We start from the raw sequence: 5,868 nt of genomic DNA on the forward strand, positions 1-5,868 counted from the left end.
CGACCGGCGGCACGCGCCAGCCTGGGCCCGGCGCGGCGTGCGCGGCCGCGACGCGCGACCCGCCGTCCCGGCGCATTCCGGCAGCAAGGCGCTCGAGTTCGGCAATGCGATTGCCGACGTCGGGGTGGGTGGAGAACAGATTGTCCATGCGCGCGCCCGACAGTGGATTGAAGATGTACATGTGCGCCATCGCCGGGTTGCGCTCGGCAGCCATGTTGACGGTGCGGCGCGACACCTGGGAGATCTTGGCGAGCGCCGAGGCCAGGGCGAGCGGCTCGCCCGAGATCGCGGCACCGTGCCGGTCGGCCTCGTATTCGCGGGTGCGGCTCACCGCCATCTGCACCAGCATGGCGGCAAGCGGGGCAAGGAAAACCATCAGCAGCGCGCCCAAACCGCCCAGCGGGTTGTCGCGGTTGTTGCCGCCGCCGAAGAACAGGCCGAACTGGGCCAGCATCGAAATGGCGCCCGCCAGCGTCGCGGTGACGGTCATGGTCAGCGTATCGCGGTTGCGGATATGGGCGAGCTCGTGGGCGATCACCGCCGCGACCTCGCGCGGCTCCAGGTAGCGCAGCAGCCCGCTCGACACCGCGACCGCCGCGTGCTGCGGATCGCGGCCGGTGGCGAAGGCGTTGGGCTGCTCGGTGTCGATCAGATAGACTTTCGGCATCGGCAGGCCGGCGCTATGCGACAGCTCCTCGACCATGCGGTACAGGTCGGGGGCGCTGCGCGGATCGACCTCGCGGGCCTGCTGCATGGAGAGGACCAGCCGGTCCGAATTCCAGTAGCTGAACAGGTTGGTCACCACCGCGACGCCCAGCGCGACCAGCATGCCCTGGGTTCCGCCGATGAAATAGCCGACGGCCATGAACAGGGCGGTGAGGCCGGCGAGCAGCACTCCGGTGCGAACGAAATTGAGCATCTTGCCTTTGTCTTGACCTCGAAACTTTTCCCGACCCCAAATATGATGGGGTGCCGCATCGTTCCAGACAAGCGGCTGACCACACCGTAATTGAGGATGACCGACCATGACTGACGCCGCCGGGACCGCAAGGCCCGCACTGAGCCCGGCCGCCAAGCGCGCGCTGGCCGAAGCCGAGGCGCGCCGCGCAGAGATCGACCGCAAGGCTGCAGCCGCCGCCAGGGAAGAAGGCGGCCGCGGCGGCCTCGACCCGGCCCGCTACGGGGACTGGGAGATCAAGGGCCTCACCGCCGACTTCTGAGGCGCGGGTCAGAGTCCGCCGAGCCGGCAGACGATCTCCCACTCCGCCTCGGTCACCGGGCTGACCGACAGCCTCGACAACTTGACCAGCGCCATGTTTTCCAGCCCCGGGGTGGCCTTGATCTGCTCGAGGGGCACCGGGCGCGGCAGCTTCTTGACCGGCAGCACGTCGACGCATTCCCACACGACCTTGCCGTCCTTGAGTTCGGCGGTGGAATCGGGATGGGCCAGCGCCACCACCCTGACGATGCCGACGATCTCCCTGCCGATGTTGGAGTGATAGAAGAAGCACTCGTCGCCGAGGCGCATCGCCCGCATGTTGTTGCGGGCGGCGTAGTTGCGCACGCCGTGCCATTCCTCGGGCACGCCCTTGGCCACGACGTCGTCGTAGGACAGGACATCGGGCTCCGATTTCATCAGCCAGTGGGCCATGTTCAACGCCCCGACGGGTTGTTGATGCCCCAGTTCCAGCGCCGGACCTGGTAGCGGGCGAACACGCCCTCGGTCACGAACGGATCGCGCGCCGCCAGCGCCTCCGCCTCGGCCAGGCTGGCGGCCTCGAGCACCACCAGCGAGCCGCAGGGCTTCTCCTCGCCATCGAGAAAGGGGCCGGCAAAGACCAGCTGGTCACCGAGACTGTCGAGATGCTCGAGATGGGTCGGCCGCACCTTGAGGCGGTGTTCGAGCCCGTCGGGCCGGTCCTCGGCGATCATGGCGAAAAGCATGTCTATTCCTCCCGTTTGAGTGGTCGAGCCATCAGGCTGGCGACGATCTCGTCAATGCCGGCGCTGCCCGCGAGCAGCAGGTTCACCGCGTCGATCAGCGGCGCCTCGACGCCGAGCCGGCGCGCCAGCGCCTGCGCCACCGGAGCGGTGGCCACGCCCTCGGCCAGCTGCGCCCCGTGCGCCATGATCTCGCCGACGCGCTCGCCCCGGCCCAGCGCCATGCCGAACTGGTAGTTGCGCGATTGCGGCGACGTGCAGGACAGGGTCAGGTCGCCCAGCCCGGCCAGGCCGGTGAGCGTCGAAGCGACGCCACCCATGGCCACCACGATCCGGCTCATCTCGGCATAGCCGCGCGCCAGCAGCGCCGCCCGCGCCGACGCCCCGAGCCCGGCCCCCTCGACCGCGCCGCAGGCCAGCGCGTAGACATTCTTGAGCGCGCCGGCGAGTTCCACGCCGATCCGGTCGGCGGCGGCATAGGGGCGGAAGCTCGGGCCGGCGAGGATGGCGGCGACGGCCAGCGTCGCGGCCGCGTCGTCGCCGGCAAGGGTGACCGCGGTCGGCCGGCCGCTGGCCACGTCCGCTGCAAAGCTCGGCCCCGAGAGCACGTAGGGGACGGCGCGCGGACACAGTTCGGCGAGGATCTCGCTCTGCCGGCGCAGCGTGCCCGCCTCGAGCCCCTTGGCCGTCAGCACCACCGGGATGCCGGCCAGCGCCGCCTCGCCGATCGCGGCCAGCGCGGCGCGGCTCGTCTGCGCCGGCACGGCGAGGATGACGACGTCGGCGGCGACGTCGAGCCCACCGGCGGCGGTCACCTCTTCGGACAACAGCACCTCGGGCAGGGCGCGCGCATTGGTGTGATGGCGGTTGATCTCCTCGACCACCGCCGGACTGCGCGCCACCAGCGTCACCGCGTTGCCGGCGGCGGCCGCGGCCTGGGCGAGCGCCGTGCCCCAGGCCCCCGCGCCGTAGACGGCGACGCGCTTAGGCGGCATGCGTCAGCCTCATGTCGGCACTGTCCAGCGGCCAGCGCGCCTTGGCGGCGACGTCGAGCCCATCGGTGGCCCCCAGGGCCAGCCGCTCGGCGCCGGCCCAGGCGACCATGGCGCCGTTATCGGTACACAGCGCCAGCGGCGGCACCACCAGCCGCGCCCCGGCCTCCTCGGCGACCTGGCGCAGGCCGAGGCGGGTCGCCTGGTTGGCGGCGACGCCGCCGGCGGCCACGAGCTGCGCCGGGACGGTCGGCAGCTGCGCCTTGAAGCGGGCCAGCGCCGCCCGCGAGCGGACGGCGACGATTTCGGCCGCCGCGGCCTGGAAGCCGGCGCAGAGATCGGCGACGTCGGCCTCGCTCAGCGGCGCGATGTCCTCGGCCGCCATGCGCACGGCGGTCTTGAGGCCGGAAAACGAGAAATCCAGACGGTCCTGCCCAAGCAGCGGCCGGGGGAAGCGGAAGCGGGCCGGATCGCCCAGCGCCGCCTGTTTCTCCACCTGCGGCCCCCCCGGCTGCTCGAGCCCGAGCAGCTTTGCCACCTTGTCGAAGGCCTCGCCCAGCGCATCGTCGAGGGTGCTGCCCCAGCGCTCATAGGCGCCGACCCCCCGCACCAGCACGAACTGCGTGTGCCCGCCGGAGACGAGAAGCATGAGGTAGGGGAATTCCAGCCGGTCGGTCAGCCGCGCCGTGAGCGCGTGCGCCTCGAGGTGGTTGACCGCGACCAGCGGCTTGTCCAGCGCCGCGGCCAGCGCCTTGGCCGTGGTCAGTCCGACCAGCACGCCGCCGATCAGCCCCGGCCCGGCGGTGGCCGCGATGGCGTCGACCCCGGCCAGCTCCACGCCCGCCTCCCGGGCGGCCCGGGCGATGATGTGGTCGAGATGGGCGACATGGCTGCGGGCGGCGAGCTCCGGCACCACCCCGCCATAGGCGGCGTGCTCGGCAAGCTGGCTGCGCACGACGTTGGACAGGATGCGGCCGCCGCCATCGGCGTCGCGTGCCACGATGGCCGCGGCGGTTTCGTCGCAGCTCGTCTCGATTCCCAAAATCTGCATGTGCGCTTGCCCGGTGCTGCGGAACGGTCTAAGCCGTCGCCGACCTCCACTGTGGCCTACAATAGGACGGCACGCGATTGCAATCACGCGCCCCATTCATCCGCATCGGCACGCGCGGTTCCGCCCTCGCCCTGGCGCAGGCCAATCTGGTGCGGCAGCGCCTCGCCGCGATGCATGGCGTGTCGGAGGACGATATCGCCGTGCGGGTCATCACCACCAGCGGCGACCGGCTGACCGACAGGCCGCTGGCGGAGGCCGGCGGCAAGGGCCTGTTCTCCAAGGAGATCGAGGCGGCACTGCTGGCCGGGGAGGTCGACCTCGGGGTGCATTCGAGCAAGGACATCGCCACCACCCTGCCCGACGGGCTCCGCCTCGCCGCCTTCCTCGAGCGCGAGGACGTGCGCGACGCCTTCGTCTCGCTGACGGCGGCGACGCTCGACGACCTGCCGGCCGGCGCCAGGTTCGGCACCTCCTCGATCCGCCGCGGCGCACAGATGAAGCGGGCCCGGCCCGACCTCGAGATCGTGCCGTTCCGCGGCAATGTCGGAACCAGGCTGGAAAAGCTCCAGCGCGGCGTCGCCGACGCCACCCAGCTGGCGGTCGCCGGGCTCCGGCGGCTGGGCCAGGCCGACCGCATCACCAGCGTGCTCGACCCGCGGCGCTTCCCGCCGGCGCCGGCGCAGGGGGCGATCGGGCTCGAGCTCCGCGCCGCGGACGAGCGCACCGCCGGCCTCGTCGCCGGCCTCGACCACCCCGCCACCAGCACCGCCGTCATCGCCGAACGCGCCTTGCTGGCCGTGCTCAACGGATCGTGCCGGACGCCGATCGGCGTGTTTACCGAATTGAACGAAACGTCGTGCACCATGCACGCCCAGGTCCTCAGCCCGGACGGCTCGCAAAGCTTCGAGGCCACTCTGTCCGGCGGGCGCGGGGAGGCCGCCTCGATCGGGGCGGAACTGGGGCGGCACCTGCTCGCGCTGGCAGGGCCGAAATTCGTCGCTCGTTTCGGAGGGTGATCGCCTTTGGTGCGCATGCTGGTGACACGGCCCGAGCCTGATGCAAGCGAGACGGCGACCCGCCTCGCCGCCCTCGACATCGACGCCACGGTGTGCCCGCTGCTCAGCTTTGCGACCCTGCCCACCAGCCTGCCGGACCCGAACGGTTTCGCCGCGCTGGCGCTGACCAGCGGCAACGCCTTGCGGGCGCTCGAGGAGCGCGGGGCCCTGGCGTCCTGCCTCGGGCTCAAGGTCTATACGGTGGGCGACCGCACCGCCGAGCGCGCCCGCGCCGCCGGCTTCCGGCAGGTGGAGAGCGCCGGCGGCGCCTTCGGCGACCTCGTCGACCTGCTTGCCCACCGGAAGCCGTCCGGTCCGGTGCTCTACCCGGCCGGCCGCGACCAGTCGGGCGACCTGGCCAAGTCCCTCGCCCCCTACGGCGTCATGGTGATCGTCGCCCAGGTCTACGCCATGGATCGCGTCGCCGCCCTGCCGGCCGCGGTCATGGCCGATCTGGCCGGCGGCGGCATCGCGGCCGCGCTGTTCTATTCGCGCCGCACCGCCGAGGCCTTCGCCGCCTTGGCCGCGCCCCGGCTCGACACCGGCGTGCGGCGGCGACTGGGCATGCTGTGCATCTCCGAGCAGGTTGCCGAACCGCTGATGGATGCCCATTTCGTGCGGGTGGGCCTTGCCGATCACCCCAGCGAGGAAGGCATGATGGGGCTGGCCCTGTCCTTTGCCCGCGACCAGGAAGCGTCATGACATCGACCGACAAGGGACCAACGCATGGCTGACCGCAAATCGGGGCGCGTGAAGCCGCCGGTCATCGACCTCACGGCGCGCCCGGCCGCCGCGGGTGCCGCCGGCGCCACCGGCGCAGGGGCGGCGG

8 protein-coding genes are annotated in these 5,868 nt (G+C 71.9%); 3 read left to right on the forward strand and 5 right to left on the reverse strand.

From position 1 onward, the window contains the following. Positions 1 to 919, reverse strand: a 919-nt coding sequence (gene htpX / locus VGD93_RS06535) for a zinc metalloprotease HtpX (protein ID WP_395010392.1), incomplete at its 3' end; no start/stop codon positions are given. Between the two features lie 106 nt (positions 920 to 1,025). Here htpX and VGD93_RS06540 point away from each other — a divergent pair. Next, a complete protein-coding gene (locus VGD93_RS06540) occupies positions 1,026 to 1,220 on the forward strand; it encodes a DUF1674 domain-containing protein (RefSeq protein WP_395010394.1) in 195 nt (64 codons plus the stop codon). Positions 1,221 to 1,228: 8 nt separating this feature from the next. Here the strand turns inward: VGD93_RS06540 and VGD93_RS06545 are convergent, their stop codons facing one another. Genes VGD93_RS06545 through tsaD form a run of 4 tightly spaced genes read right to left on the reverse strand, consistent with a single transcriptional unit; the run spans position 1,229 to position 3,984 of the window. Then, entirely contained in the window at positions 1,229 to 1,651 is a 423-nt protein-coding gene (locus tag VGD93_RS06545) for an EVE domain-containing protein (protein ID WP_395010396.1), read from the reverse strand. A gap of 2 nt (positions 1,652 to 1,653) precedes the next feature. Beyond that, positions 1,654 to 1,944, reverse strand: a complete 291-nt coding sequence (locus tag VGD93_RS06550) for a YciI family protein (protein ID WP_395010398.1) — start codon at positions 1,942 to 1,944, stop codon at positions 1,654 to 1,656. Positions 1,945 to 1,946: 2 nt separating this feature from the next. Further along, positions 1,947 to 2,936 carry an NAD(P)H-dependent glycerol-3-phosphate dehydrogenase gene (locus tag VGD93_RS06555; protein WP_395010400.1) on the reverse strand — a complete coding sequence of 330 codons (990 nt, stop codon included), beginning with the start codon at positions 2,934 to 2,936 and terminating at the stop codon, positions 1,947 to 1,949. Beyond that, entirely contained in the window at positions 2,926 to 3,984 is a 1,059-nt protein-coding gene (tsaD, locus tag VGD93_RS06560) for a tRNA (adenosine(37)-N6)-threonylcarbamoyltransferase complex transferase subunit TsaD (RefSeq protein ID WP_395010402.1), read from the reverse strand. Before tsaD ends, VGD93_RS06555 begins: the two co-directional genes overlap by 11 nt. A 77-nt stretch (positions 3,985 to 4,061) precedes the next feature. Between tsaD and hemC the strand changes: the two genes are divergently transcribed. Then, positions 4,062 to 5,000: a hydroxymethylbilane synthase gene (gene hemC, locus VGD93_RS06565; RefSeq protein ID WP_395010404.1), complete on the forward strand. Its 939-nt coding sequence runs from the start codon at positions 4,062 to 4,064 to the stop codon at positions 4,998 to 5,000. A 15-nt stretch (positions 5,001 to 5,015) separates the two neighbouring features. Beyond that, positions 5,016 to 5,741, forward strand: a complete 726-nt coding sequence (locus tag VGD93_RS06570; protein WP_395010406.1) for a uroporphyrinogen-III synthase — start codon at positions 5,016 to 5,018, stop codon at positions 5,739 to 5,741. Positions 5,742 to 5,868 lie beyond the last annotated feature (127 nt).

The sequence above is a fragment of the Devosia sp. genome, assembly GCF_036406155.1.
Classification (GTDB): domain Bacteria; phylum Pseudomonadota; class Alphaproteobacteria; order Rhizobiales; family Devosiaceae; genus Devosia_A.